This window comes from Microbacterium sp. SW12 (assembly GCF_055391095.1).
This window is the reverse complement of record NZ_AP024335.1, coordinates 363,155-388,171: the sequence shown is the minus strand read 5'-3', so window position 1 is coordinate 388,171 and position 25,017 is coordinate 363,155. Positions and strand designations below refer to the sequence as shown.

19 protein-coding genes and 1 pseudogene are annotated in these 25,017 nt (G+C 67.5%); 6 read left to right on the top strand and 14 right to left on the bottom strand.

From position 1 onward, the window contains the following. Positions 1 to 76: 76 nt before the first annotated feature. From MICSW_RS01945 to MICSW_RS01925, 5 genes are all read right to left on the bottom strand, one after another. The gene (locus tag MICSW_RS01945) at positions 77 to 694 is read right to left on the bottom strand and encodes a hypothetical protein (protein WP_464496602.1); all 618 of its coding nucleotides are present in this window, start codon (positions 692 to 694) and stop codon (positions 77 to 79) included. A gap of 402 nt (positions 695 to 1,096) precedes the next feature. After that, positions 1,097 to 4,969: a DNA-directed RNA polymerase subunit beta' gene (gene rpoC / locus MICSW_RS01940; RefSeq protein ID WP_292726849.1), complete on the bottom strand. Its 3,873-nt coding sequence runs from the start codon at positions 4,967 to 4,969 to the stop codon at positions 1,097 to 1,099. A gap of 46 nt (positions 4,970 to 5,015) precedes the next feature. Continuing rightward, positions 5,016 to 8,510, bottom strand: coding sequence for a DNA-directed RNA polymerase subunit beta (gene rpoB / locus MICSW_RS01935; RefSeq protein ID WP_292726850.1), 3,495 nt, complete (start codon positions 8,508 to 8,510; stop codon positions 5,016 to 5,018). 238 nt (positions 8,511 to 8,748) lie between these two features. Next, positions 8,749 to 10,407 (bottom strand): 5-oxoprolinase subunit B/C family protein, encoded by a 1,659-nt coding sequence (locus tag MICSW_RS01930; RefSeq protein WP_464496601.1) that lies wholly within the window; start codon positions 10,405 to 10,407, stop codon positions 8,749 to 8,751. Then, positions 10,404 to 11,159, bottom strand: coding sequence for a 5-oxoprolinase subunit PxpA (locus tag MICSW_RS01925; RefSeq protein ID WP_292726851.1), 756 nt, complete (start codon positions 11,157 to 11,159; stop codon positions 10,404 to 10,406). The genes MICSW_RS01930 and MICSW_RS01925 overlap by 4 nt, the downstream gene beginning before the upstream one ends. Positions 11,160 to 11,192: 33 nt before the next feature. Here MICSW_RS01925 and MICSW_RS01920 point away from each other — a divergent pair, with 33 nt between their 5' ends. From MICSW_RS01920 to MICSW_RS01910, 3 genes are all read left to right on the top strand, one after another. Beyond that, on the top strand, positions 11,193 to 12,068 hold the full coding sequence (locus MICSW_RS01920; protein ID WP_228177338.1) for a spermidine synthase: 876 nt from the start codon (positions 11,193 to 11,195) through the stop codon (positions 12,066 to 12,068). A gap of 133 nt (positions 12,069 to 12,201) precedes the next feature. Continuing rightward, positions 12,202 to 12,735 carry a tetratricopeptide repeat protein gene (locus MICSW_RS01915; protein ID WP_228177339.1) on the top strand — a complete coding sequence of 178 codons (534 nt, stop codon included), beginning with the start codon at positions 12,202 to 12,204 and terminating at the stop codon, positions 12,733 to 12,735. Between the two features lie 36 nt (positions 12,736 to 12,771). Next, positions 12,772 to 13,260 carry a SprT-like domain-containing protein gene (locus tag MICSW_RS01910; protein WP_228177340.1) on the top strand — a complete coding sequence of 163 codons (489 nt, stop codon included), beginning with the start codon at positions 12,772 to 12,774 and terminating at the stop codon, positions 13,258 to 13,260. Positions 13,261 to 13,692: 432 nt separating this feature from the next. Here the strand turns inward: MICSW_RS01910 and MICSW_RS01905 are convergent. The 3 genes and pseudogenes from MICSW_RS01905 to MICSW_RS01895 all read right to left on the bottom strand — a co-directional run. Next, positions 13,693 to 14,061, bottom strand: a pseudogene (locus MICSW_RS01905) (Ig-like domain-containing protein); the annotation flags it as partial. Positions 14,062 to 14,096: 35 nt separating this feature from the next. Beyond that, positions 14,097 to 14,234: a hypothetical protein gene (locus tag MICSW_RS01900; protein ID WP_464496600.1), complete on the bottom strand. Its 138-nt coding sequence runs from the start codon at positions 14,232 to 14,234 to the stop codon at positions 14,097 to 14,099. Positions 14,235 to 14,571: 337 nt separating this feature from the next. Further along, on the bottom strand, positions 14,572 to 15,111 hold the full coding sequence (locus MICSW_RS01895; RefSeq protein ID WP_228177343.1) for a phosphosulfolactate phosphohydrolase: 540 nt from the start codon (positions 15,109 to 15,111) through the stop codon (positions 14,572 to 14,574). 40 nt (positions 15,112 to 15,151) lie between these two features. Between MICSW_RS01895 and MICSW_RS01890 the strand changes: the two genes are divergently transcribed. Further along, positions 15,152 to 15,679, top strand: a complete 528-nt coding sequence (locus MICSW_RS01890; protein WP_464496599.1) for a hypothetical protein — start codon at positions 15,152 to 15,154, stop codon at positions 15,677 to 15,679. Between the two features lie 12 nt (positions 15,680 to 15,691). On the opposite strand, the gene MICSW_RS01885 is transcribed toward MICSW_RS01890, so the two are convergent. The 6 genes from MICSW_RS01885 to MICSW_RS01860 all read right to left on the bottom strand — a co-directional run bounded on the left by MICSW_RS01885 (position 15,692) and on the right by MICSW_RS01860 (position 22,562). Next, the gene (locus MICSW_RS01885; RefSeq protein WP_464496598.1) at positions 15,692 to 17,164 is read right to left on the bottom strand and encodes an ABC transporter permease; all 1,473 of its coding nucleotides are present in this window, start codon (positions 17,162 to 17,164) and stop codon (positions 15,692 to 15,694) included. Next, positions 17,161 to 17,949: an ABC transporter ATP-binding protein gene (locus MICSW_RS01880; protein WP_464496597.1), complete on the bottom strand. Its 789-nt coding sequence runs from the start codon at positions 17,947 to 17,949 to the stop codon at positions 17,161 to 17,163. The genes MICSW_RS01885 and MICSW_RS01880 overlap by 4 nt, the downstream gene beginning before the upstream one ends. Positions 17,950 to 18,076: 127 nt before the next feature. Further along, positions 18,077 to 18,745: a response regulator gene (locus MICSW_RS01875; RefSeq protein ID WP_464496596.1), complete on the bottom strand. Its 669-nt coding sequence runs from the start codon at positions 18,743 to 18,745 to the stop codon at positions 18,077 to 18,079. Then, positions 18,742 to 19,962, bottom strand: a complete 1,221-nt coding sequence (locus tag MICSW_RS01870) for a sensor histidine kinase (RefSeq protein WP_464496594.1) — start codon at positions 19,960 to 19,962, stop codon at positions 18,742 to 18,744. Before MICSW_RS01870 ends, MICSW_RS01875 begins: the two co-directional genes overlap by 4 nt. Positions 19,963 to 20,032: 70 nt before the next feature. After that, positions 20,033 to 21,151: an MFS transporter gene (locus tag MICSW_RS01865; protein WP_464496593.1), complete on the bottom strand. Its 1,119-nt coding sequence runs from the start codon at positions 21,149 to 21,151 to the stop codon at positions 20,033 to 20,035. A gap of 67 nt (positions 21,152 to 21,218) precedes the next feature. Further along, complete coding sequence (locus MICSW_RS01860) at positions 21,219 to 22,562, bottom strand: aminotransferase class I/II-fold pyridoxal phosphate-dependent enzyme (RefSeq protein ID WP_341578479.1); 1,344 nt, start codon at positions 22,560 to 22,562, stop codon at positions 21,219 to 21,221. Between the two features lie 136 nt (positions 22,563 to 22,698). On the opposite strand from MICSW_RS01860, the gene MICSW_RS01855 reads away from it, so the two are divergent. Together MICSW_RS01855 and hydA are read left to right on the top strand one after the other, a co-directional pair. After that, on the top strand, positions 22,699 to 23,547 hold the full coding sequence (locus MICSW_RS01855; protein ID WP_292727971.1) for a nitrilase-related carbon-nitrogen hydrolase: 849 nt from the start codon (positions 22,699 to 22,701) through the stop codon (positions 23,545 to 23,547). After that, entirely contained in the window at positions 23,544 to 25,007 is a 1,464-nt protein-coding gene (gene hydA / locus MICSW_RS01850) for a dihydropyrimidinase (protein ID WP_228177352.1), read from the top strand. The genes MICSW_RS01855 and hydA overlap by 4 nt, the downstream gene beginning before the upstream one ends. Positions 25,008 to 25,017 lie beyond the last annotated feature (10 nt).

The window sequence follows — 25,017 nt, the reverse complement described above, 5'->3', positions numbered from 1 at the left end:
ATCCGCGGAACGAGGCCGTGCGGATGCCGATATGGATTCTCGGCGACACCGCTGAGCCACCCCCAACTCGCTGACATCACTGCCAGAGATGGATCGCGATGCGGTGGTCGTAGTCCTCCGGGTACCACGCGCTCGAGATGGTCGTCACCCAGAGCGGGCCGTGCACAGCTTGATGTTCGGTGCCGGCATCCGTCGTCGACGAACATTCCAGCGTGCCCTCCGTCGTCGCGCAGGCGAAGCCTTGACCGCGCAGGGAAGCCTCTGCCATCCCCGCGGCATCCGCTGACACAGTCGCAAAGGTCGTGACGACGGCCTGCCCTGCGCTGGTGGTCCACGTGCAGGTCCGCGCTGCGGTGGGCGCCAGGGCCGCGACGAGGTCAGACATCGCCGTTGCCGGTCCCGCCGTGGACTGACTCAGAATCGCATCGGATGTCCAGGTGAGCTCGTTCCACAGGTCGTTCGGGTACAGCTCGCGGCAGTCGGTCTCGGCGACGTCCAGCCCTTCGGCGACGACAGTGTGCGGCGTCGGGGTCGCGGCGAGCATGGTGACGGCGTTGCCCGCTGTACCTCCCGCCCACGCCATAACCAGCGGCATGACGGGGACGGCGAACCAGACGAGCGCCCCGACAATCGCCAGAGACAGCACCATCGCGGGGACAGCGATGCGGTTGTCGCGACCGGGAACGCGAGCCATGGTGACCTCCGCCAGCAACCGTACGACGCCGACACCGTTCGAGCCGGTCGGAACCGCTCGCGACGCCCGGAAAAGTTGCCGCGAGTGTCGCGAAGCCCGCAAGACGCGACAGTTCCTTTCCGTTTTTTCCACTCAGATGCCAAGGCGCAGTGGCACACGCGGGTCGCGGGGCTGGCACCGGGTCTGGCGGGAGCCGACGCAGCCGGCGAGGGCATGTCCCCGCGACCCGCGTGTGCCGCGGAGTCGGACATGAAGGACAACTCGGCGGACATGAAGGACAACTCGGCGGAGGGAAGGACAACTCGGCGGAGGGAAGGACAACTCGGCGCGGGGGTGAGGGGATGCTGGGGACGACGCAGGGCCCCGGAAAACCCGAGGCCCTGCGTGGGGTGACGACGTGGGTCAGTTGTAGTTGCCCGTGAAGTCGTCGGTCGAGAAGCTGTCGAAGTCGACGAAGCTCAGGTCGGCGTCGCTGTACGCGCCGTCCGAGGCGAAGATGCGGTTGGGGTACCGCTCGCTCTTGGCCTCTTCCGTCGCCTCGACCGCGACGTTGCGATACTTCGCAAGTCCGGTTCCGGCGGGGATGAGCTTTCCGATGATGACGTTCTCCTTGAGGCCGACCAGCGGGTCGCTCTTGCCCTCCATCGCAGCCTGCGTGAGCACGCGGGTCGTCTCCTGGAAGGAGGCGGCCGACAGCCACGACTCGGTAGCGAGCGACGCCTTGGTGATACCCATCAGCTCCGGGCGACCGGATGCCGGGCGCTTGCCCTCGGCGACAGCCTGGCGGTTGATGTCCTGGTAGCGACGGAAGTCGACCAGCTCACCGGGCAGCAGGTTGGTGTCGCCGTGGTCGACGACCGTGACCTTGCGCAGCATCTGGCGCACGATGACCTCGATGTGCTTGTCGTGGATCGGCACACCCTGCGAGCGGTACACGCCCTGCACACCGTTCACGAGGTACTTCTGCACCTCGCGAGCACCCTGGACACGCATGACCTCCTTGGGGTCGAGCGTGCCGACCTGCAGGGGCTGACCGACGGTGACGTGCTGGCCGTCTTCGACCAGCAGCGTCGCGCGCTTGAGGACGGGGTACACCACAGCCTCGTCGCCGTTGTCGGGCGTGAGGATGATCTTCTTCGACTTGTCGGTCTCGTCGATCGTGATGCGACCGTCGAACTCGGCGATCGGCGACGCACCCTTGGGGGTACGGGCCTCGAAGAGCTCCTGCACACGGGGCAGACCCTGCGTGATGTCTTCCGCGGAGGCAGAACCACCGGTGTGGAAGGTACGCATCGTCAGCTGGGTTCCGGGCTCACCGATCGACTGGGCAGCGATGATGCCGACTGCCTCACCGATGTCGACGATCTTGCCGGTGGCAAGCGAGCGGCCGTAGCAGGTCGCGCAGACACCGACAGCCGAGTCACAGGTCAGAACCGAACGCACCTTGATGGAGGTGACACCGGCAGCAACCAGCCTGTCGATGAGCACATCGCCCACGTCGTCGCCGGCCTCGGCCACGACATCGCCGTTCTCGCCGATGACGTCCGCAGCGAGGGTCCGCGCGAACACCGAGTTCTCGACGTTCGGGTCGCGGACGAGCTTGCCGTCGCTACCGGGAGCAGCGATCGTGAACTCGAGACCCTTAGACGTGCCGCAGTCCTCTTCACGGATGATGACATCCTGCGAGACATCCACGAGGCGTCGCGTGAGGTAACCCGAGTCGGCGGTACGGAGAGCCGTGTCGGCCAGACCCTTACGGGCACCGTGCGTTGCGATGAAGTACTCAGCCACCGACAGACCCTCGCGGTACGAGGAGATGATCGGACGGGGGATGATCTCACCCTTCGGGTTGTTCACCAGGCCTCGCATACCGGCGATGTTCCGGATCTGCAGCCAGTTACCACGAGCACCCGAGCTGACCATGCGGTTGATGGTGTTGTCTTCGGGGAAGTGGGCGCGCATCGCCTTCTGGACCTCGTCGGTTGCCTCGGTCCAGATCTTGATGAGCTCCTGACGACGCTCGGCGTCGGTGGTGAGACCCTTCTCGAACTGTGCCTGGACCTTCGCGGCCTGCTTCTCGTAGCCGGCGACGATTTCCTTCTTCGACGGCGGCGTGAGGATGTCGCTGAGGGCGACTGTCACACCCGAGCGCGTGGCCCAGTAGAAACCGGCATCCTTGATGCGGTCCAGCGTCGCAGCAACCTCGACCTTGGGGTATTCCTCGGCGAGCTTGTTGACGATCTGGCTGAGCTTGCCCTTGTCGGCCTGCTCGCGCACGAACGGGTATCCCTTGGGCAGCGCGTCGTTGAAGATCGCCTGGCCGAGCGAGGCATCCAGCAGCCCGTGGCGCTCGTAGCCCTCGGGGGCGTCGCCCTCGAGGAACGTGAGGCCGGGGACACGGATGCGGACCTTGGCCTGCAGGTCGAGGGTGCCCTCGTCCTTGGCGAGGATCGCCTCCGACACCGAACCGAACACGCGGCCTTCACCGGTCGCCCCCTCCTTGACCGTGGTCAGGTGGTGGAGGCCAATGATCATGTCCTGCGAAGGCAGGGTCACGGGACGGCCGTCCGAGGGCTTGAGGATGTTGTTCGAGGCGAGCATCAGGATGCGGGCCTCGGCCTGAGCCTCGACCGACAGCGGCAGGTGCACAGCCATCTGGTCACCGTCGAAGTCAGCGTTGAAGGCTGCACACACGAGCGGGTGGAGCTGGATGGCCTTGCCCTCGACGAGCTGCGGCTCGAACGCCTGGATGCCCAGACGGTGCAGGGTGGGTGCACGGTTCAGCAGCACCGGGCGCTCGCGGATGATCTCTTCGAGCACGTCCCAGACCTCGGGACGCGTGCGCTCGACGGCACGCTTGGCGGCCTTGATGTTCTGCGAGTGACCGAGGTCGATGAGGCGCTTGATCACGAACGGCTTGAACAGCTCGAGGGCCATCTGCTTGGGAAGACCACACTGGTGCAGCTGCAGACGGGGACCGACGACGATGACCGAACGGCCCGAGTAGTCCACGCGCTTACCGAGCAGGTTCTGACGGAACCGACCCTGCTTACCCTTCAGCATGTCGCTGAGGGACTTCAGGGCACGGTTGCCGGTGCCGGTGACGGGGCGACCGCGACGACCGTTGTCGAACAGGGCGTCGACGGCCTCCTGCAGCATCCGCTTCTCGTTGTTGACGATGATCTCGGGGGCACCGAGGTCGATCAGGCGACGGAGACGGTTGTTGCGGTTGATGACGCGGCGGTACAGGTCGTTCAGGTCGGAGGTCGCGAAGCGGCCACCGTCCAGCTGCACCATGGGGCGAAGCTCCGGCGGGATGACCGGAACGACGTCGAGCACCATGGATGCCGGGCTCATGCCGGTCTGCAGGAACGAGTTGACGACCTTCAGGCGCTTGATCGCACGGATCTTGCGCTGGCCCTTGCCCTCGGCGATCTGCAGGTGCAGGCTCTCGGCCTCGGCTGCCAGGTCGAAGGCAGCAAGACGCCGCTGGATCGACTCGGCACCCATGTGGGCTTCGAAGTACTGACCGAACCGGTCCTGCAGCTCCTGGAAGATCTCGTCTTCAGCCTTGAGCGAGCCGACCTCGAGCGTGCGGAACTCTTCCCACACGCGCTCAAGCTTGGCGATCTGGTCGTCGGCCTGCTTCCGGGCCTGCGACATGTCCTTCTCGGCGGCGTCCTTGACCTTCTTCTTCTGGTCGGACTTCGCACCCTCGGCCTCGAGCGCGGCGAGCTCCTCCTCCAACTTCTGGAGGCGAGCGGCGATCCGCGCATCGCGACGGTCGGCGAGCGTCTTCAGCTCGAGACGGATGTTGTTCTCCTGCGTCGCGAGGTCGCGGTGACGAGCATCCTCGTCGACCGAGATCACCATGTACGCGGCGAAGTAGATGACCTTCTCGAGGTCCTTCGGCGCCATGTCGAGCAGGTAGCCCAGGCGCGAGGGAACGCCCTTGAAGTACCAGATGTGCGTGACGGGAGCGGCGAGCTCAATGTGGCCCATGCGCTCGCGCCGCACGGAGGACTTGGTGACCTCCACGCCGCAGCGCTCACAGACGATGCCCTTGAAGCGCACGCGCTTGTACTTGCCACACGCACACTCCCAGTCGCGCGAGGGGCCGAAGATCTGCTCACCGAACAGACCGTCCTTCTCGGGCTTCAGGGTGCGGTAGTTGATGGTTTCGGGCTTCTTGACCTCACCGAAGGACCAGCGACGGATGTCGTCAGCGGTGGCCAGGCCGATGCGAAGCTGATCGAAAGTTGTTGATTCGAGCACGAGTTCTCAGTTCTCCTGTATCGGAATTCTGTGTTGCCTGGCCGGGTCAGATCTCGTCGATCGACGAGGACTCGAAGCGGCTGGAGATGTTGATGCCGAGCTCCTCGGCAGCACGGAAGGCGTCGTCGTCGGTGTCGCGGAGGTTGACCGCGGTGCCGTCGGCCGAGAGGACCTCGACGTTCAGGCAGAGCGACTGCATTTCCTTCATGAGGACCTTGAACGACTCGGGGATGCCGGGCTCCTGGATGTTCTCGCCCTTGACGATCGCCTCGTACACCTTGACGCGGCCGAGGATGTCGTCGGACTTGATCGTGAGGAGCTCCTGGAGCGCGTACGCGGCGCCGTAGGCCTCGAGGGCCCACACCTCCATCTCACCGAAACGCTGGCCACCGAACTGCGCCTTGCCACCCAGCGGCTGCTGCGTGATCATCGAGTACGGACCGGTGGAGCGTGCGTGGATCTTGTCGTCGACGAGGTGGTGCAGCTTCAGGATGTACATGTAGCCGACCGAGATCGGAGCCGGGAACGGCTCACCCGAACGTCCGTCGAACAGCTGCGTCTTACCCGTCGAGTCGATCAGGCGGATGCCGTCCCGGTTGGGCAGTGTCGAGTCGAGCAGGCCTGCCAGCTCGGACTCGTAGGCACCGTCGAACACGGGGGTCGCGACCTTCGTGCCGGGAGCTGCCTCGCGAGCGATCTCGGGCAGACGCGCTGCCCACTCGGGGTTGCCCTCGATCTTCCAGCCCTGCTTGGCGATCCATCCCAGGTGAAGCTCCAGCACCTGGCCGAAGTTCATGCGGCCGGGGATACCGAGCGGGTTCAGGATGATGTCCACCGGCGTGCCGTCCGCGAGGAACGGCATGTCTTCGACGGGGAGGATTTTCGCGATGACGCCCTTGTTGCCGTGACGGCCGGCGAGCTTGTCACCCTCGGTGATCTTGCGCTTCTGGGCGATGTAGACCACGACGCGGCGGTTCACACCCGAGCCGAGCTCGTCGTCACCGTCTTCGGCGTTGAACTCCTTGACGGCGATGATCGTGCCCTGCTCACCGTGGGGAACCTTCAGCGACGTGTCGCGAACCTCGCGGCTCTTCTCGTTGAAGATCGCGCGAAGCAGTCGCTCCTCGGCCGACAGCTCGGTCTCACCCTTGGGCGTGACCTTGCCGACCAGGATGTCGCCGGGACGAACCTCGGCGCCGATGCGGATGATGCCGCGCTCGTCGAGGTCCTTCAGCAGGTCGGGGCTGACGTTGGGGAGATCACGGGTGATCTCCTCCTTGCCGAGCTTCGTGTCACGGGCGTCGACCTCGTACTCCTCGATGTGGATCGACGAGAGGGTGTCATCCTTCACCAGGTCCTGGCTCAGGATGATGGCGTCCTCGAAGTTGTGGCCTTCCCACGTCATGAACGCGACGAGGAGGTTCTTTCCGAGGGCCAGCTCACCGTTCTCGGTGGCAGGACCGTCGGCGATGACCTCGCCGGCTTCGATCCGCTCACCAGCCGAGACGATGACGCGCTGGTTGTAGGACGTGCCCTGGTTCGAGCGGTCGAACTTGCGCAGGAAGTACTCGTCGATCCCGCCCTCGTCGGTCTGGACGGCGACGACGTCCGCCGAGACCTCGATGACGACACCGGAGCGCTTGGCGGTGACCACGTCACCGGCGTCGATCGCGGCGAAGCCCTCCATACCGGTTCCGACGACGGGCGAGTCGCTGCGCAGCAGCGGCACAGCCTGACGCTGCATGTTCGCACCCATGAGGGCGCGGTTGGCGTCGTCGTGCTCGAGGAACGGGATGAGCGAGGTCGCCACCGACACCATCTGGCGCGGCGAGACATCCATGTAGCCGATGTCTTCGGCGGGAACGAGCTCCACCTCGCCGCCCTTCGAACGGGCGAGCACGCGGGTCTCCTCGAAGTGACCGTCGGCCTTCAGCGGCGCGTTGGCCTGGGCGACGATGTAGTCGTCCTCCTCGGCGGCGGTGAGGTAGTCGATCTGATCGGTGACCCGACCGTCGATGACCTTGCGGTACGGCGTCTCGATGAAACCGAAGGCGTTGATCCGCGCGAACGATGCGAGCGAACCGATCAGACCGATGTTCGGGCCTTCCGGCGTCTCGATCGGGCACATGCGGCCGTAGTGCGACGGGTGAACGTCACGGACCTCGACGCCTGCGCGCTCACGCGACAGACCACCGGGGCCGAGCGCCGAGAGGCGACGCTTGTGGGTCAGCCCCGCGAGCGGGTTGTTCTGGTCCATGAACTGCGACAGCTGCGAGGTTCCGAAGAACTCCTTGATCGCGGCAACGACCGGGCGCACGTTGATCAGGGTCTGCGGGGTGATCGCCTCGATGTCCTGCGTCGTCATGCGCTCGCGAACGACACGCTCCATGCGCGACAGACCCGTGCGGACCTGATTCTGGATGAGCTCGCCGACGGCGCGGATGCGGCGGTTGCCGAAGTTGTCGATGTCATCGACATCCAGGCGGATGGTCGCCGGCTTGCCGCCGCGAACGCCCTCGAAGCTCGCATCGCCGCGGTGGAGGCGAACGAGGTACTTGATCGTCGCGACGATGTCGTCGACGGTGAGCACCGAGTCGCTGAGCGGGCCCGACAGGCCGAGCTTCTGGTTGATCTTGTAGCGACCGACCTTGGCGAGGTCGTAGCGCTTGGCGTTGAAGTAGAAGTTGTCCAGCAGCGCACGGGCGGCCTCAGCGGCTACCTGCTCGCCCGGACGGAGCTTGCGGTAGATGTCGCGGAGGGCGTCTTCCTTCGTGAGGATCGTGTCCTTGGACAGGGTCTCTTCGATGGATTCGAAACCGGCGAACTCCTCGAGGATCTGCTCGCTGGTCAGGCCCAGGGCCTTCAGGAAAACGGTGACCGACTGCTTGCGCTTGCGGTCGATGCGCACACCGACCTGGTCGCGCTTGTCGATTTCGAACTCGAGCCAGGCGCCGCGGCTCGGGATGATGCGCGCCGAGACGATGTCCTTGTCGGAGGTCTTGTCAGGAGTCTTGTCGAAGTAGACACCGGGCGAACGCACGAGCTGGGAGACGACGACACGCTCGGTGCCGTTGATGATGAACGTTCCCTTGTCGGTCTGCAGGGGGAAGTCGCCCATGAAGACCGTCTGGGTCTTGATCTCACCGGTCTGGTGGTTCATGAACTCGGCCTCGACGTACAGCGGAGCGGCGTAGGTCTTGCCACGCTCCTTGCACTCTTCGATCGAGTACTTCTCGGGCTCGAGGTAGGGGTTGGTGAACGAGAGCTGCATCGTCTCGCTGAGGTCCTCGATCGGCGAGATCTCTTCGAAGATCTCCTCGAGGCCGCTCTTGACCGAGATGTCGGTGCGGCCGGCTGCCTGCGCTTCGGCGAGGCGGGCCTTCCAGGTTTCGTTTCCGACGAGCCAATCGAAGGACTCGGTCTGCAGCGCCAGCAGGTCGGGGACCGTCAGCGTGTCGGAGATTTTGGCGAACGAGAGGCGGGATGCTCCGCGGCCGTTCTTCGGGGATGTGGTGGTGGTTGCGTTGCGCGCAGCAGCCAAGGGGATTACCTCCGTGGGCCCGGGCGGGGCACTATCCTTGTCGTCAGGTGAAGCGTTCGGTCCTCCCCGAAAACCAGCGCGTCTCGCACCGCATCGAGCGGGGACACGCAGGCACAGCCGACCACCATATGAGGGCAGGGGGAATCCAAGAGCGCAACCACCAACTATACGCGTTCCGGCACGCCGTGTCCAGCGGGATTCTTGACGAGTCGAAATTCGTGCGGTATAACCAGCGATCTCAGTGCTGTGTCGCGTGTATGAAGCGGATCGTGGCGCCCGGCCCCGCCTGTGCGAGCAGGTCGAGATCGGCATCCAGAACCGTGGCGATCACCGGGTAGCCGCCGGTCACGGGACCGTCGGCCAGCAGGATCGTGGGAGAGCCCGACGGTGGCACCTGGATCGCCCCCGGAACCATCCCCTCGCTCGGCAACTCCCCGGCATCCGTGCGATCCAGCCGCGGCCCCTCCAGCCGCATCCCGACCCGGTCGGCAGCAGCGCCGACAGTCCACGTCGCTTCGAACAGCGCGGTTCCCGACGCCGGAGTGAAGGCATCCTCGCGGGGTCCGGGCACGAGGCGGACGACCAGATCGGCCGGCGGGGGACTCCAGGGCGCCAGATCGGATGCCGGGATCTCGTCGACCGCGAGCGCCCCGCCGGAGAGGACTGCGTCGGCGCGGAGGGGTTCTGGCCCGAGGCCGGCGAGGGTGTCGGTAGCGGCCGAGCCCAGGACGCGCCGGGCCTCGATGCCGCCGCGAACGGCGAGGTACGCGCGAACGCCGGCCGTGAACCACCCCATCCGCAGGCGCTCACCGCGCCGCCACAGCTGCGCCGCGCCGTGGTCGATGCCGCGTCCGTCGATGGTGAGCTCGCCCCACGCGCCGGCCACGGCGATCCACACGTCAGCGAGCGCGGTGGCTTCGAATCCGCCCGCCGTGATCTCCAGGCCCGCCGCGCCCTCGGGGTTCCCGACGAGGCGATTGGCGGTGCGCAGGGCCGCGCGGTCGAGGGCGCCAGAGACGGAGACGCCCAGCGACCCGTGTCCCGGGCGCCCGGCATCCTGGACCGTCGCGAGCAGCCCCGGCGCCTCGACCCGCAGCACGGGACCACTGCCGGCATCCGCCTCCACTCCGCCTCGCGCGTGTGCGGCGGTTTCGTGCGAGTGCTGCGCATTTATGCGCAGCGGACGCACAGAACTGCCGCGCTCGAGGGAGGGGCCGGACGCGGGGAGGTCGGCGACCTCGCGGAATCGAACGCGCATGCCGGGGCGTAGGAGCGCGGGGGATGCGGCATCCGGGTCGAACAGCGGGGCGGAGGTGGTGCCGATCAGCCGCCATCCGCCCGGCGTCGATCGCGGGTAGGCACCCGAGAAGCTCCCGGCAAGTCCCACCGAGCCTGCCGGGACCCGCGTACGCGGCGACGCGAGGCGAGGCACGTCGAAGGGCCAGTCCTCGCTCACGAGATACCCGAAGCCAGGCGCGAACCCCGTGAAGGCGACCGTCCAGGTGGCCGCCAGATGAGCAGAGACGAGGTCAGCGGAGTGGATGCCGAGGAAGGCCGCGGTCTTGTCGAGGTCGGGTCCGTCATACCGGATGCCGATCTCGACATCCGTGTTCCCGTCCACGGCCGCACGCGCCGGTACGTCAGTCACCGCGAGGGCATCGGCGAGACTCTTCTCGATCCAGGCGCGCACGACCGAGGTGGCTACCTCGCGCGGTGCGAACCGCACGAGGACGGTGCGCGCGGCAGGGACGAGATCCACGACGCCCGCGGGCTGTGAACTGGAGAGTCGCTCGCGGAGCGAGATGACGACCCGCAGCGCCTCGGCGGGGCTGATGCTCTCGGGCACCTCAGCGAGCAGACCCGTGTCGCCGAAGACTCGGACCCCGGCGCTGCTCACCACGGCGCTCGCACTGATATTGACGCAGCATCCAGGGCCGCCCGCACCGCACGAGCCGCCGCAACCGACCCTGGCGAGTCGCCGTGCAGGCAGAGGGAGGCAGCGCTCACCGCGATACTCGTGCCGTCAACGGCGACGACGGTGCCCTGGCGTGCCAGGCGCACGGCCCGGATCGCGGCGGCATCAGGATTCTCGAGAACCGCGCCGGGCTCGCCGCGGGGGACGAGCTCTCCGCTCGGCGTGTAGCCGCGGTCGAGAAACGCTTCAGCTACGACCTCCAGACCGTGCTCTCGCGCCGCCTCGGAGATCTCGCCCGGCATAGCGAGGATCGGCAGTCTTCGGCCCAGCCGACCCGACAGATCTGCCACAGCGGCGGCGAGCGCCGCCGCGTGCGCGGCATCCGTGCGAACAGCGTGATACAGCGCACCGTGGGGTTTGACATACCGGATGTCGGCGCCGACGTCCGCGAGAGCATCCAGCTGCGCAGACACGGTGCCGCGAAGCTCGGCCGTCGCCATCGCGAGCGGCAGCCTGCCGAATCCGGGCCTGTCGGGGTAGGAGGGGTGAGCGCCGATCACCACCCCGAACCGGGCAGCCCGTTCGACAGCCTCAACCATGGAGTCCGGGTCTCCGGCGTGACCACCGCAGGCGATGTTTGCGCTGGAGATGACGGCGAAAAGCGCCTCGTCGTCAGCGGTAGGCACCCCGTCGACCGTTTCGCCGAGGTCGGCGTTCAGGTCGATGGTCGTCATGCGACCACGGTACGCCCGGTCTACGGTGGATGCGTGGCCCGAGCGCACGTCGAAGCCCCGCCGCCGCAGGTGCGGCTGTCGGACGGATCCGTGGCGCGCATCGTCCCGTCGGCATTCGCAAGCGGATGGGAACTCGAGGTCGGCGGCACCCCGCAGTCCCATGTCGACCTCGCCGATCCCACCCACCTGCACTTCGAGTACGTCGCACGGATGGGCGCCGTCATCGATCAGCTCGGAGAGCCGGGCGAGCCGCTCACCGCCATCCATCTGGGGGCCGGCGCCTACACGCTCCCCCGGTACGTCGAAGCGACCCGACCGGGGTCCCGGCAGCAGGTCATCGAACTCGAACCGGCTCTGGTTTCGCTCGTCCGCGAACATCTGCCGCTGCCGTCCAGTTCACGCGCTGGCGGCTCGATCCGCACGCGGACCGGAGATGCCCGGGCCGTGCTGGAACGGCTGCCGGCGGGCATTCGCGGTCAGGCCGACCTGGTGATCTCAGACATCTTCCACGGCGCGCGCACGCCGGCTCACGTCACGAGTCTCGAGTTCTACTGCCTCGTTGCGCGCTACCTCACGGAGACTGGCGTGCTGCTGGTCAACGTCGCCGACGGCGCGGGGCTCGCCTTTGCGCGGCGCCAAGCCGCCACCGTCCGCAGCGAACTCCCGCACGTCGCGCTGCTGGCCGAAGTGCAAGTCTTGAAGGGCAGGCGGTTCGGGAACATCGTGATCGCGGCATCCCGGACCCCGCTTCCCACCGCGTGGCTCCCGCGGCTGATGGCTGCAGGACCGCATCCGGCGAAGGTGGCGCAGGGCGCAGAGATCGACGCGTTCGTCGCAGGTTCGCGCCCTGTCACGGATGCCGACGCCGCGCCGTCGCCAGCGCCCTCGGCGACGCTGTTCGAGCGCTGACGGCGTGGGAAGCCGGCGCGATTCGCCGACGCCGTCACAATGAGAGCGCACCGCGTATGGGGCGAGGTGCGGCAAGGATGCGGAATCGGGCGGCCTGACCGCGGCGATCACCGCTCTGCGGGAAGGAGCGCGAGTGAGCTATATCCACGGCTACGACCCCGTCACGCTGCGCGAAGTAGTCAACCCCCGCGACTGCCGCGACCGCCTCGACGAACTCGGCGACCAGCGCTCGCTCCCCGCCCTGCTCGAGCGGGTGTGGCTTCTGAAGGTTCTGGACCGCCTCGACGACGCGCTCGAGATCGCCGACCAGACGGTGCGCACGGCCCGGATGGCGGGAACGCGCAAGGATCTGCTGCGCGCACGCATCCTGCACGCGACAGTGCTGCAGTTTCGCGGCTCGCTCGCTGCCGCCGCGCAAGAGCTCACCACCTGCGCCGTCGAGGCCGAGGGGGCAGGCTGGGCATCGATCGCCGCATTCGCGTACCAGCACCGCGGCAAAGTGCACTACGACGCGGGAGACTTCGACGCAGCTCGCGCTGACTTCAAGCGCGCACTCTTCGCTCGCCAGAGCACGTCAGCCCCCGACGACCAGCTCGAGTCGACTCTTCTCGCGATCGACGCCGCCGAGCGCCGGCGGGCCGAGGCCGGCGCGGCAGTCGCCAGCTGACCGGCCGGTGTCTGAGGCCCGACTTACGCTGTCGTCATGTCCGAGTTGCACCGCGTTCGCCACTGGGCCGAGGCCCTGCTCTCGGTGCACCTGAGCCCGGAGTGGTCGTTCGGTTTCGACAACGCGAAGCGGCGCGCGGGCCTCTGTGACTTCACCCGCAAGCGCATCACGGTGTCCCGGTATCTCGCGGCCCGCCACGATGATGACACCAACCACCAGACGCTGCTGCACGAGGTGGCGCACGCCCTCGCCGGCGCGGCAGCAGGCCATGGGCCGCGCTGGAAAGCGATCGCGCGAGACCTCGGCTATGTGGGCGGGACCACGCACCACGGCGAGACAGCGACAGAACTCGCGCCCTGGGTCGGCGTGTGCCCCGCCGGTCACGTCGCCTACCGGCATCGCCGCGCGAGCCGGCAGACCTCCTGCGCCCGCTGCGCACCCCGCTTCGACGAGCGCTACCTGCTCACGTGGACCAGGCGCGAGATCACGGCGTCCACGCGCCTGGCGGCGATGACCCCGCGCTGACGGCGGGGCTGCCGCCGGCGTCGCGGTAGCTACCGTGACCGACTGCCAACCGAGGAGCGTGCCGTCGGCGGCGTAGACCGCAACCCGGTGTGCTCCAAGCGGCACACTCGAGGGCGTCACCATCGTGATGCGCGCGGCGCCCGACACCGTCGCCGACCCCAGCGCCGTGGGCTCGGAGAAGGCGAACACGTACACCGCGTCTCCCTCGTGACCGGCCGGCAGGGTGATCGTCACGGTGTCTCCCGGCGCGAACGGGTTCGGGGCGACGGTGATGGCGTTCTCGAGGTCAGCAGTCAGCTCGCTGTCCGACGGGCGCCACTGATCGGTGACGCCGACCAGATAGACGACCTCCTGAGCGGCACCGTCGCGTGTTCCGAAGCTCGGAGTGATCGTCAACGGATGCGCGCCGGGACCGCCGACGGGCGTCGAGAGGGTCACCGTCCACGATCCGTCCTCGCCGACCTCGGCGCTACCGAGGGTGCCGTCCGCGTCCGCGATGCGCACGCCGGAGCCGGGCAGGCCCGTTCCCGTGACCTCGGTGAGCTGTTGGTCGGGGGCGTAGACAGCGCCGAAATCGGTCGTCACCGCAAAGGAATCGGCGATGTTCACTCGGTTGTAGAGGAACTGCGAGGTGGTGAGCGCGTGATCGACGATGCGGGTCTCACCGACGCATCCGTACCAGCCGTGATCGGGCTCGGTCTCCCAGGTGGAGGTGCCGATGATCCATGGCATGAAGTCAGCTGCCATCATCCCGCCAACCGACGACGCGTTGCGCAGAACCGGAACGCCATCGACGTACATGATCGCGGTGTCGGCTGCCGGATCGTTCACGATGGCTACGTGGTGCCACGCACCGGGTATGCGAGGACCTCCTGCGCGGTGATCGCCGACGCGGTGTCACCGATCTCGAAGATGGCTGCGGCAGCCGGTGTGTCATCGGGATTGGTCAGCTGAGCCTGCTCGGAGCCGATCACGAGCACCTTGCCTGCGGCATGGACGTTCTCGATGAGAAGCGTCTCGGCGGGGCCGACGAGCTGATTTCCGTCTTCAGCGGTAGCGACAGCGGGAACGAGGAGAGCGCACCCGAGCGCGAGTGCAGCTCAGGCTGCAGCAGCGCTCCGAGTGACGCGTCGATCGACGGTCATGAACGGAGGATTCCTTTCCACGACGGCACCGGGCGATGCCGACGGGGGACGAACCTAACCGCGAAGGATGACAGAAGTTATCGCTAACATGGCCGCGACGTGAACGCGACTCAACGCCTCGCGAAACCCGCGTGTCGTTCGGTTTCGCCTCTCTCGGCGACGCAGTTCACCGAGCCGCGTCGACCTCGGCCGCGGCCAAAACCGCGTCGCGCCGACCCTCTTCGAGCCAGCACTGGCCGGTGACGCTGGCGGTGAGCAGGTGGCGAAGCGCGGGGCGCAGTCCCCGGAACGCCTCACAAGCGGCAGCAGCCTCGGGAGACGAATGATCGATCCCTCGCGCAGCGAGTGCGTCGATCACGGCCCCCGCCCCGAAGAGGTCCTCCACCGCGAACCTCAGTGCACCAGAACTGGCGTCGGTTTGCCCGACCGCGATCACCGCAATACTCGTGCGCGCCGCCCGACGGTGCTGTTCTGCGACGGCAGCGTCGGCTGCGGCGCTCGCTGTGCGCAGGTCAGCGCGGATCACGACGGCGCCGCGATCGGCGGCTCGTGAGGCGAGGAGCTCGGCATCCGTGCCCGAAGCCAGCACGTCGACCACGATCGTGATCTCGGCCGGCGCGACCCGGTCGAGGCCGGCAAGACCCCAATCGAAACGCACCTGGTACCGGGACTGTTCTTCGCGAGGCGCGGGCTCGACTGTCGGCATCCGTCCAGCGTAGGGCGAGACCGGATGCGAGACTTGCCGCATGCGCGTGCTCAGCAAGTTCACGATCGATTGCGACGCCGACGCCGCCTGGCGCGCTCTGCACTCACCGCGGGTACTCGCCGAGGTGTACGGACCGTTCCTCGACATGCAGCCGCTGGAAGCGATCCCGACGCAGTGGGAGCACGGCCAGAATGCCGCAGTCGGGCTCAGCGTCGCCGGGCTTATCCCGGTCGGCCGTCAGCTCATCTCGATCACGGATGCCGAACGTGAGGTAGGCGGGGTGCGCGTGCGGATCATCCGTGACTCCGGGATGCCGCTGACCGGCCCACTCGCGGTCCTCGACGTCTGGGACCACCAGATGGCGGTGTCTCCCCTTCCGGATGGCCGCACCCTGTGGCGAGAGCGCCTCGTGATCGGTGGCACTGCTGCACCCGCGCTATGGCCGGGCCTCTGGGCGCTCTGGCAGTGGCGGGCAGCCCGCATCCGTCAGGTCGCGCCGTCGTGGGCGCACGATCCGGATGCCGTGACGGCCGAGTCAGGAGAAGCCGACGCGGCCGCCACGGCCTGACCTCCGAACCGGCTACTCGCTCAGCGCCGCCACCGGCGCGACGCGGGTTGCCAGGCGCGTGGGGGTGACTGACGCAACGACGGTGAGGATCGCCGTCGCCGCCACGATCACCAGCAGCGGAACCATCGGGACCGCGGGGTAGACGATGCCGGCCTGGATGATCCCGTCCGGGTTCGTGGGAACGCTGCCGAGGAGGGACTGCGCTCCGGCCCAGCCGTAGGCGATGCCGAGGAGAACGCCCAGGACTGTCGCGGTCACCGTCACGTGCAGAGCCTCCAACAGCACCATCACCCGGATCTGCCGGATCGAGACGCCGAGGGCACGGAGAAGCCCGAGTTCCCGGGTGCGCTGGATGACGCCGAGGGTCAGCAGGTTCACCAGCCCGACGCCCGCGATCACCGCCGAGATCGCAACCAGTCCCATCATGATTGCCGCGAACGTGTCCATGATGCTCGCGAGCTCGGGTTCGAGACTGCCTCCCGCGTTGGCCGTGAGCACCGCCTTCACCGACTCGATAGCTACCGCGAACATCGTCACGAGCGTCACGCCGATGACGATGCCGATCGATGTCCGGGCGGAGCGCTCCGGGTTCCGGTAGGCATTCTGCACCGCGAGCCGCGCAGGAGCGGAGCGCCCGAAAGCACGGCCGACCAGGCGCAGCGCCGGAGGCATGACCAGCGGAGCTGCCATCGTGATGCCGGTGAACGAGAGGACTCCACCGACGAAGGCGACGACCACGCCGAGCGGTGAGACAAGTCCCAGCAGGATGCCCGCGGCAAGCGCAACCGCGCCGAGGGCGAACAGGATGCCGGCAACCGCGTGCTTGCCTCGACGGGCGCCTACCTCATCGGTGGCGAGGGGAACCGAGCCCGACACTGCCTGCAGCGGGGTGACCGCGAGAACTCGCCGGGAACCGATCCACGCCGCCAGCCACGTGGTGAGTGCGACGATCACGGCGGGCAGGAGCATGGACAGGGTGACCGGCGCCACGTGGACGGCATCCAACCCGAGTCGAACTATCGCGATCTGCGCTCCGGCGGCAGAGACGACGATGCCCAGCACCGTGCCGATCGTCGCGCCGAGAACGCCGACGATCAGGCCCTGGGAGGCCACGCGTGCTCGCTGCGACCTCGCCGACGCGCCGATCAGACGCAGCAGGGCGATCTGGCGCGATCGTCCGGCGACGACAGTCGCGAACGTGTTGGCCGTGACGATGCCGGCGACATAGACCGCGAGCGCGACGAGCAGCAGAGTGAGGAATCCGAGGATGAAGGCGAGGGTGCCGCTGTCGCCGATGTACGGGTCCGCCCGCAGCATCGCCGCCAGAAAGTCGGTCGTGGCGATGAGCACGACCCCGAACACGGTCGAGATTGCAGCGACCAGGATGCTCGCCCCCATCCCGCGTTCACGCAGCCACGCGACGTTAGCGCGGGCACGGGGCATGCGGAGCGGAGCCTCCTCGACGGATGCCGCGACCGCGCTCATGCGCCGACCTCCGCCCGACGAGTCTGCGCGCCGGCGTCGGCTGCCAGCATGTGAGCCGAAATCTGCTCGGCGGTCTGCGCGGGCTTGTCGGCGACGAGGCGCCCGTCGCCGAGGAACAGGACCCGGTCAGCGTGGCTGGCGGCGACGGGGTCATGGGTGACCATGGCGATCGATTGCCCCCGGGTGCGGCTCGCTTCAGCCAGCAGAGCGAGCACCTCACGCCCCGAGCGCGAGTCGAGGTTTCCCGTCGGCTCGTCGGCGAAGAGCAGGTCGGGCGCGGTCGCCAGGGCGCGGGCTATCGCAACACGCTGCTGCTGGCCACCCGAGAGCTCGTGCGGCCGGTGATTCAAGCGCGAGCGAAGCCCGAGGGTGTCGATCAGCCCGTCGATGCGCGAGCGTTCCAACACACTCGGCGTGCGGCCGTCCAGGTCGAAGGGCAACAGGATGTTGCCGAGCGCATCGAGGGTCGGCACGAGGTTGAAGGACTGGAACACGAAACCGACACGACGACGACGGAGGATCGTGAGTTCGAGGTCACCGAGATCGGTGATGTCAGTGTCGCCGATCCACACCCGCCCGGCAGTCGGGGCGTCGAGCCCAGCCATGATGTGCATGAGGGTCGACTTGCCCGAGCCGGAGGGACCCATGATCGCGGTGAACTCCCCGAGACGGATGCCGACAGTGACGTCATCGAGCGCCCTGACCGTTCCGCTGCCGGAGCCATAGGTCTTGCCGAGGTTCTCTACGCGGGCCGCCAAGCCCATCTGCGTCGTGGTGATTTTCATACCTCCGACGCTAGGAATCAGGCCCGTACCCCCGCGTCAGCCCGAAGTCGCGCCGTCATCCATCGGAAGGATGATTCCTCGGCATCCGTCTCCTGCGAGGCTGCGGCCAGCGGCCCCATGATCGGTGTCAGACCAGGCCGTGCTCGTAGGCGAAAACGACGAGTTGGACGCGATCACGCAGCTCGAGCTTGCCGAGGATGCGACTGACGTGCGTCTTCACCGTTGCCTCGGAAAGGTACTCTCGCGCCGCGATCTCGGCGTTTGACAGGCCCCGCGCGGCGAGACCGAAGATCTCGCGTTCTCTCTCGGTCAGCTCGCGGAACGCTCGCGGCGCCGGCCGGGTCTGTTCGTCCCGGAAGTGCGCGAACAGCTGCGCCGTGGCCGTTGCCGCGATCACCGCCGAACCGGAGTACACGCTGCGGATTGCGGCGAGCACGAACTCCGGCTCGGCATCCTTGAGCAGGAATCCGCTCGCGCCGCCGCGGATCGCGCGTGCGGCTGCCTCATCGAGGTCGAACGTCGTCAGCATCACGATCCGTGGCGCGTCAGGGTCCTGTAGCAAATGCGCCGTCGCCTCGATCCCGTCCATGACGGGCATCCGGATGTCCATGAGCACGACATCCGGACGCGTGTCTCGCGCCATCGACAGGGCCGCCTGGCCGTCTCCCGCCTCGCCGACGACGGCCATGTCGGGTTGGGAGTCGATCACCATGCGGATGCCGGCGCGAAAGAGCGCCTGGTCATCCACGAGCGCGACACGGATGACGCCCGGACCGGGGTTGCTCTGGTCGTTCATCGTGCCGCGGACCCGTGAGGTTGCGGTTCCGCGGCGAAGGGGAAGGTCGCCCGCACGACCCACAGCTCCCCGACCATCCCTGCCTCCACTGCCCCACCGACCAGCCGCGCCCGCTCGCGCATGCCGACGATACCGTGGGTCACTCCGGCGGGGTCAGTCAGGGGCGCGGCATCCGCCGCGGGCGGGTCGACGGGCTCCGCGACAGGATTCGATGCCCACAGGTGCAGACGGTCCGGGAGCCAGCGCATCGTCACCTCGACATCTCCGTTGCCGTGGCGGATGGCGTTCGTGAGCGCCTCCTGCAGCACGCGGTAGATGGCCAACTGCACGGCAGCCGGCACGTTCGCGGGAGGCATCGGTTCCACGTCTACGCGCACCGCGAGGCCAGCAGCTCGCACCTGGGAGTACAGACTCTCCAGATCGTTCAGCATCGGCTGCGGCGCCATCCCTTCGCTGTGGCGCAACTGCGCCAGCAGCAGCCGAACATCAGCGAGCGCGCTGCGCGCCGTCGTCGAGATCGTCGCGAGCGCGTCCTTCCCCGCCTGCGGATCGGCGTCGGCTGCGTAGCGAGCCCCATCGGCCTGGGCGATGATGACGGCCAGCGAATGACCGACGACATCGTGCATGTCGCGCGCGATCCGACCTCGCTCCTGCTCCTCGACGCGTTCCCGTTCGGCACGCTCGCGCTCACGCTGGGTGCGTCGAGCGCGCAGGGACGTTCGAACCAGAGCACCCACGGTCCAGGCCAGGAGCAACGCGAACCCCGCAGCGATGAGAACAGCGGCTGCCAGCGGAAGGACGCTCCACGACGCGGCACTGAGCAGCTGCGAACCGAAGAGATAGCCGGTGATGACGGTGGCCCCGACGATCGCCGACGAGAATCCGAGCCAGTACACCAGCGTGCTCCCGTAGGCAGCCGTCGCGTAGAGCACGGCGAAGATCGCGAGGTCGACGGGCGACGGTGGACGCAGCATCAGCATCTGCATCGTCGCGCCGACCCACGCCGTAGCGAGCGCGAGGGGCGGTGAGAGCCGCCGCAGCGCGAGCGCCGCCGCGAAGAGAAGGCACATGACCACGGTCGGCAGTGCCGACTCGGCTGCCCAGCCGCCGATCGTCAGCTCAAAGGGGAGACAGAGCAGCCCGAACACTCCCGCAACCGACACATCGGTTGCCACCTGGTACGGCAGGAGTTCACGAAAGAGTGCGGAGCGTCTCACCTCACCCACGCTACGGAACGCGCGCCCAGAGCGCGTCAGTCTGAAGATGTATGTGCGCCGGGCCGACCGCCTACGGTGCAGGCGTCCGCTCGGTCTCGGTCTCGGACTCGGTCTGCGACGGCGTCTCGGGCGCGGTACGGTATTGCTCGGTGATGAGCCGGTACGACCGCGTCGCGAATGCGAGCAGGGCGCTGACGACCATGGCGAGACCTGCGAAGACGAACACGAGCGCGATGCCGCGCGCCTCCCCGTCCCCAAGAAGCCATCCCCACGTCTGCTGGCCGCTCGGCGTTTCCATGTAGGGGATGACCCAGAACTCCGCGATCGGCGCGATCAGGAACGCGGTGATGGGGGCGGCTGCCGATTCGAAAGCCGCGGCGAACCCGAACACACGCCCCTGCGATCCGTACGGCACGACCTTCTGGATCACGGTCTGCTCGGCTGCCTCGACCGCGGGCACGAGGGCCATGTAGAGCCAGATCCCGACGGCGTAGAGCAGCCACCAGTCGCGGATCGTGAACAGCGCGCCCAGTAGCCCCATGCCCGCGACCACGAGCAACATCGTGCGAATCGGGTTGCGTCCGAGGCCGAACCTGGCGATCAGGACGCCGCCGACGATGAACCCCGTCGCGGCGACCCCGAACACGGTGCCCCAGGCTTCGACACTGAACAGGGTCAGCCCGTACGGGTCCATCAGGGCGATGTAGACCCCACCGATGAGGTTGTTGAACGTCGAGAAGATGATGAGTGCGAAGAGCCCGGGCGCCAGTCTCACAGCGGTGATCGCGCCGCGCAGGTCGACACCGCGTCCGACGGATGCCGCCGGCTGCTCCTCGGGAATCCGGAGCAGGAGCAGGTGAACACCCGCGATCGCGGTTGCGACGATGGCGATGAGCAGCGTCCACCCCATGCCGAGCGGGCCGACCGACAGGCCGCTGAACACGCTGGTGATAATGAAGGCGATCCCCTGCACTGTGCCGACCAGACCGTTGGCATTCGCGTGCCGCTCTTCGGGGACGAGGAGTGTCACGAGGTACACCCAGAAGGTCAGCGCGAACCAGAGGTAGCTCGTCGTGATGTTCGCAGCCGCAGTGTTCACGAGAACGTGGAGGAACACGCGCTCGTTCGGGGTACGGATCAACCGCGTGCGCGGCGCAACTGTGGGATCCGCCGGAGCGGGAGTCGTCATGCGGGGAAGCGCACTGCGCGGCTCGGACGTCGGGAACAGCCGGATGCCGCAACTGGGGCGGTGGCGCTCAGCCCGTCACGCGCACCGCACGCGCGAGCGAGGCAGCCACGGCATCGACGTCACCGCTCACGAGACCGACAGTGACGCGGATGAGGGGGCGAGCGGTGCGGTCTGAGAGGAAAAAGGGCGACCCCGCCGCCACACCGATGCCGGCCGCAGCGAGATGAAGGAGCGCCGCGCGCTCGTCCGAGACGTCCCAGGAGACGTTGAGGCCGTCACCGGCAACGGCTGAGACTCCGTGGCGGCGCAGTGCGCCGGCCAGCTCCCGCTGACGAGTCCGGTAGCTCTCGCGGGCGCGAACCACAGCCTCGATCGATACGGGGTCTGACAAGAGATCGAAGAGTACGGCCTGGATGGTACGTGAGGTCCATCCCGGCCCCAGCAGCCTGCGCGCCACGACGCGGTCGACGATGCGCGATGGGCCTCCGAGCGCGGCGATGCGCAGATCGGGACCGTGGGATTTCGAGAAGCTGCGTACGTGCACGACCTGCTCTGGCAGCCACCGGGCGAGCGTCACCTCGGGCGCTGCGGCTACGAGCCCGGAATGGTCGTCCTCGATGATGACGACCCGCGCTCCGTTTCGCGAGGCGCGTACCAATCGCGCAAGCTCAGCCGCGCGCTCGGGGCTCGTCGACACACCCGTGGGGTTGTGTGCGCGCGGCTGCAGAAGCACCGCGGTCGGCCTCGTCGCGAGCGCACGCGCGAAGCTACTCGGCGCGATCCCCTCGGCGTCGAGTTCTACGGGGATCGGCTGCGCCCCCAGGTGCTCGATGAGGTCGAAGAAGTACGGGAAGCCGGGGTTTTCGACCACCACGCGGTCTCCGAAGCGCACGACCTGTTCGAGCGCACGACCGACGCCGTCCAGGGCACCGTCGACGACAGTGATCGCCTCCGCATCGCTCGGCCACACCCGGCGGAGCAACGTCTCCAGTTCGGGTAGCACGGGCGACTCGTGGTATCGACCGGTGTGAGCGCGCGGCGACACCCGCGAGAAGGCACGCGCGAGGTCGGGGAGCAGGTCGGCATCCGGAGTCCCTCCCGAGAGGTCGAGCCGCGGCGATCCCGGATGCTGGGCAAGGCCCTGCACGCGCGGCGACATCCACTCCTGCCGTTCCTCGCGCACGAACGATCCTGCCCGCCCACGCGAGACGATCAGCCCGGCCTGCGAGAGCGCCTTCCACGCAGCGCTCACTGTCGCAGGGCTCACACCGAGCCGTCCCGCGACCTCGCGCACGGTCGGCAGTCGCTCACCGGCGGCCAGATCTCCGGCCGTGATCAGGCGGGCAAGCTCTGCCGCGATAGCGCGCGGCGTGGGATCGGTGAAGTGCGCACGATCGATCACCGTGGTCATCGCCCACCCAATCTCGATCACACCAACATTTACGGTCGCGACACGGGACGAAACCGAAGGGAAATGTTCACGCCGAACAATAACAGACACGCCACGGCGCTTCGTGGCCCCTTCGACCGGACGGAGAGTGCACGAGATGACGACGGTGAGAGCGGCCATCACGCAGACGACGTGGACCGGCGACAAGGCATCCATGCTCGACAGGCACGAGCAATTCGCGAGGGATGCCGCCGCCGACGGCGCGCAGGTGGTGTGCTTCCAGGAGCTCTTCTACGGGCCCTACTTCGGCATCACACAGGACAAGAAGTACTACCGCTATGCCGAGCCGGTCGACGGCCCGATCGTGGAGCGCTTCGCCGCGGTAGCGAAGGAGCTCGGCACTGTGATGGTGCTGCCGATCTACGAGGAAGCGCAGACCGGGGTCTACTACAACACGGCGGTTCTCGTGGATGCCGACGGCACCGTGCTGGGGGCGTATCGCAAGAACCACATCCCCCACGTCGAGAAGTTCTGGGAGAAGTTCTACTTCCGTCCGGGCAACCTCGGCTACCCCGTCTTCGACTCGGCGGTCGGAAAGGTCGGCATGTACATCTGCTACGACCGCCATTTCCCGGAGGGATGGCGCGAGCTCGGCCTGAACGGCGCGCACATGGTCTTCAACCCCAATGCGACCAAGCCGGGCCTGTCCAACCGCCTGTGGGAGGTCGAGGGGCCGTGCGCGGCTGTTGCCAACGGCTACTTCGTCCTCCAGCCCAATCGCGTCGGCCGCGAGGACAACGAGTACGGCGACGAGGCTGTCAGCTTCTACGGCACGAGCCAGGTGATCGACCCGCGCGGCAATTTCGTCGGGGCGCTGGGCTCGAGCGAGCACGAGGAGGTCCTCATTCGCGACCTGAACCTCGACATGGTGCAGGAGATGCGCGACGACTGGCAGTTCTACCGCGACCGTCGCCCCGACAGCTACGAAGGGATCTCCGCACCGTGAGCACGACACTGATCACCGGCGGCACCGTCGTCTCCGCCACCGGGCGGGCTCCGGCCGATGTCCTCGTCGACGGCGAGAAGATCGTCGCCGTCCTCGCGCCCGGCTCGGAACTGCTCGGCACGAACCTGGCGGCATCCGTCGACACTGTCGTCGATGCGAGCGCCAAGTACGTCATCCCCGGCGGCATCGACGCCCACACGCACATGCAGCTGCCTTTCGGGGGCACGTTCGCGAGCGACACGTTCGAAACCGGCACGCGCGCGGCAGCGTGGGGCGGTACGACGACCATCGTCGACTTCGCCGTGCAGACGTACGGCACGAAAGTGCCCGACGGCCTTGCGAAGTGGCACGAGTTGGCAGCGGGAAACTGCGCGATCGACTACGGGTTCCACCAGATCGTCGGCGGCATCGACGACGAATCGCTCGCGTTCTTGCCGACCCTCGTTGACGAAGGCATCACGAGCTACAAGCTGTTCATGGCCTACCCCGGCGTCTTCTACTCGGACGATGCCCAGATCCTGAAAGCGATGCAGGTCGCCGCCGACACGGGGCTGCTCACGATGATGCACGCCGAGAACGGCCCCGTCATCGACGTGCTCGCCCAGCAACTCGTCGATGCCGGCAAGACCTCACCCTTCTTCCACGGCAAGGCCCGCGTTTGGCAGGCCGAAGAAGAGGCCACCCACCGCGCGATCATGCTCTCGAACATCACCGGGGCGCCGTTGTACGTCGTGCACGTCTCGGCGAAACAGGCTGTCGCGCAGCTCGCGGCCGCTCGCGACAACGGATTCAACGTATTCGGCGAGACCTGCCCGCAGTATCTCTACCTGTCGCTGGAAGAGCAGTTGGGCGCCTCGAGCGAGCAGTGGGGCCAGTTCGAGGGCGCCAAGTGGGTGTGCTCGACGCCGCTGCGCTCGCGCGCCGAGGGCCACCAGGACCACATGTGGCAGGCCCTGCGCACCAACGATCTGCAGATGGTCTCCACCGACCACTGCCCGTTCTGCATGAAGGATCAGAAGACCCTGGGCCTGGAGGACTTCCGTAAGATCCCCAACGGCATCGGCTCAGTCGAGCACCGGATGGATCTCATGTACCAGGGCGTCGTCACCGGCGAGATCACCCTGGAGCGGTGGGTCGAACTCACGAGCACCACCCCGGCGCGCATGTTCGGCATGTACGGCAAGAAGGGTGTCATCCAGCCCGGGGCGGATGCCGACATCGTCGTCTACGATCCGAACGGTCACACCTCCATCGGCCTCCCGGTCGACGACCTGGGTCATAGCACCGGCAAGTCCCACCACATGAACATGGACCACTCCGCCTGGGAGGGGTTCGAGATCGACGGGCACGTCGACACCGTGATCTCCAAGGGCAAGGTGATCGTCGACGCAGGCCAGTACCTCGGACGCAAGGGCGACGGCAGCTTCGTCAAGCGCGGCCTGAGCCAGTACCTGGTGTGAGGCGATGACG

Bases quoted from the DNA above. Each gene is read 5' to 3' on its own strand.
- MICSW_RS01880 (WP_464496597.1), bottom strand. From the start codon at position 17,949: ATGAAAATCACCACGACGCAGATGGGCTTGGCGGCCCGCGTAGAGAAC.
- MICSW_RS01890 (WP_464496599.1), top strand. From the start codon at position 15,152: ATGCGCGTGCTCAGCAAGTTCACGATCGATTGCGACGCCGACGCCGCC.
- MICSW_RS01885 (WP_464496598.1), bottom strand. From the start codon at position 17,164: ATGAGCGCGGTCGCGGCATCCGTCGAGGAGGCTCCGCTCCGCATGCCC.
- MICSW_RS01910 (WP_228177340.1), top strand. From the start codon at position 12,772: ATGTCCGAGTTGCACCGCGTTCGCCACTGGGCCGAGGCCCTGCTCTCG.
- MICSW_RS01860 (WP_341578479.1), bottom strand. From the start codon at position 22,562: ATGACCACGGTGATCGATCGTGCGCACTTCACCGATCCCACGCCGCGC.
- MICSW_RS01945 (WP_464496602.1), bottom strand. From the start codon at position 694: ATGGCTCGCGTTCCCGGTCGCGACAACCGCATCGCTGTCCCCGCGATG.
- MICSW_RS01895 (WP_228177343.1), bottom strand. From the start codon at position 15,111: ATGCCGACAGTCGAGCCCGCGCCTCGCGAAGAACAGTCCCGGTACCAG.
- MICSW_RS01865 (WP_464496593.1), bottom strand. From the start codon at position 21,151: ATGACGACTCCCGCTCCGGCGGATCCCACAGTTGCGCCGCGCACGCGG.
- MICSW_RS01925 (WP_292726851.1), bottom strand. From the start codon at position 11,159: ATGACGACCATCGACCTGAACGCCGACCTCGGCGAAACGGTCGACGGG.
- MICSW_RS01855 (WP_292727971.1), top strand. From the start codon at position 22,699: ATGACGACGGTGAGAGCGGCCATCACGCAGACGACGTGGACCGGCGAC.
- MICSW_RS01875 (WP_464496596.1), bottom strand. From the start codon at position 18,745: ATGAACGACCAGAGCAACCCCGGTCCGGGCGTCATCCGTGTCGCGCTC.